The sequence below is a fragment of the uncultured Roseibium sp. genome (genome assembly GCF_947499295.1).
Taxonomy (GTDB): Bacteria; Pseudomonadota; Alphaproteobacteria; order Rhizobiales; family Stappiaceae; genus Roseibium.
The window spans coordinates 1-765 of record NZ_CANMNP010000114.1 but is presented as its reverse complement, the minus strand read 5'-3'; the positions used below and the strand labels follow the sequence as shown (position 1 = coordinate 765).

General features: G+C 55.8%; 2 pseudogenes. Both read left to right on the top strand.

Going from position 1 to position 765, the window contains the following annotated elements:
- Positions 1-93 precede the first annotated feature (93 nt).
- Positions 94-447 (top strand): annotated as a pseudogene (gene tnpB / locus Q0835_RS30020) (IS66 family insertion sequence element accessory protein TnpB).
- Between the two features lie 54 nt (positions 448-501).
- A pseudogene (locus Q0835_RS30015) lies at positions 502-678 on the top strand (IS66 family transposase); the annotation flags it as partial.
- Positions 679-765: the final 87 nt, after the last annotated feature.

Here is a 765-nt window from a genome sequence, read left to right as displayed (position 1 = left end):
CAGCTTTTTGGCGATCAGCCAGTCGGCCAGAGCCCAGGCCAGGTTTTCCGCGTCCGAACGCGTGGACCAGATCGCCGAGATTGTAACAGCGCTATGATCCATCCGACCCATGGGTTGAAGATATATATGGCAACCAAGCCGGTGGATTTTCGTAAAGGCCATGACGGATTGACAGCTTTGGTTCAGAGCCATTTACAGAGGAAGCCCTTTGACGGGTTGGTCTATGTGTTCCGGTCCAAGCGTGCAGATCGGTTGAAGATGAACTTTTGGGACGGATCGGGACTGGTGATGTCCTAAAAGCGTCTGGAGCAGAACCAGTTCAAATGGCCGAAGGTTACGGATGGAGTCATGCAGCTTGATCCAGCGCAATTCGAAGCGCTTTTTACCGGGCTCGACTGGCGAAGGGTAACAGCCCGAAGCGTCCGGCCACCGGCTGCGGCAGAGTGAATCAGGGTGTGCTTTTGGGCGGTGCAGATCGGAATGTTTTGCTATTGCTCACCCATGGATTTGCCCGCTGATCTTCCCTCGGATGTTGCTACATTGCAGGCGCTTTTGCGCGCCTCTGAAGCACGCGTTGTTGAACGCGATGGCCTTATTGAGCGCAAGGAAGACAGGATCATCCGGCTGGAGAAGCTCGTCGCCGACTACAAACGGGCATTGTTCGGCGCGAAGTCCGAGTAGGAGTAAGCGTCGCGGCCAAGGCTGTTGCCGTGAGCACTCCTATACCTGGTATTGTAGCCAGTCGCTGGCTGGTCTCGCACTGGC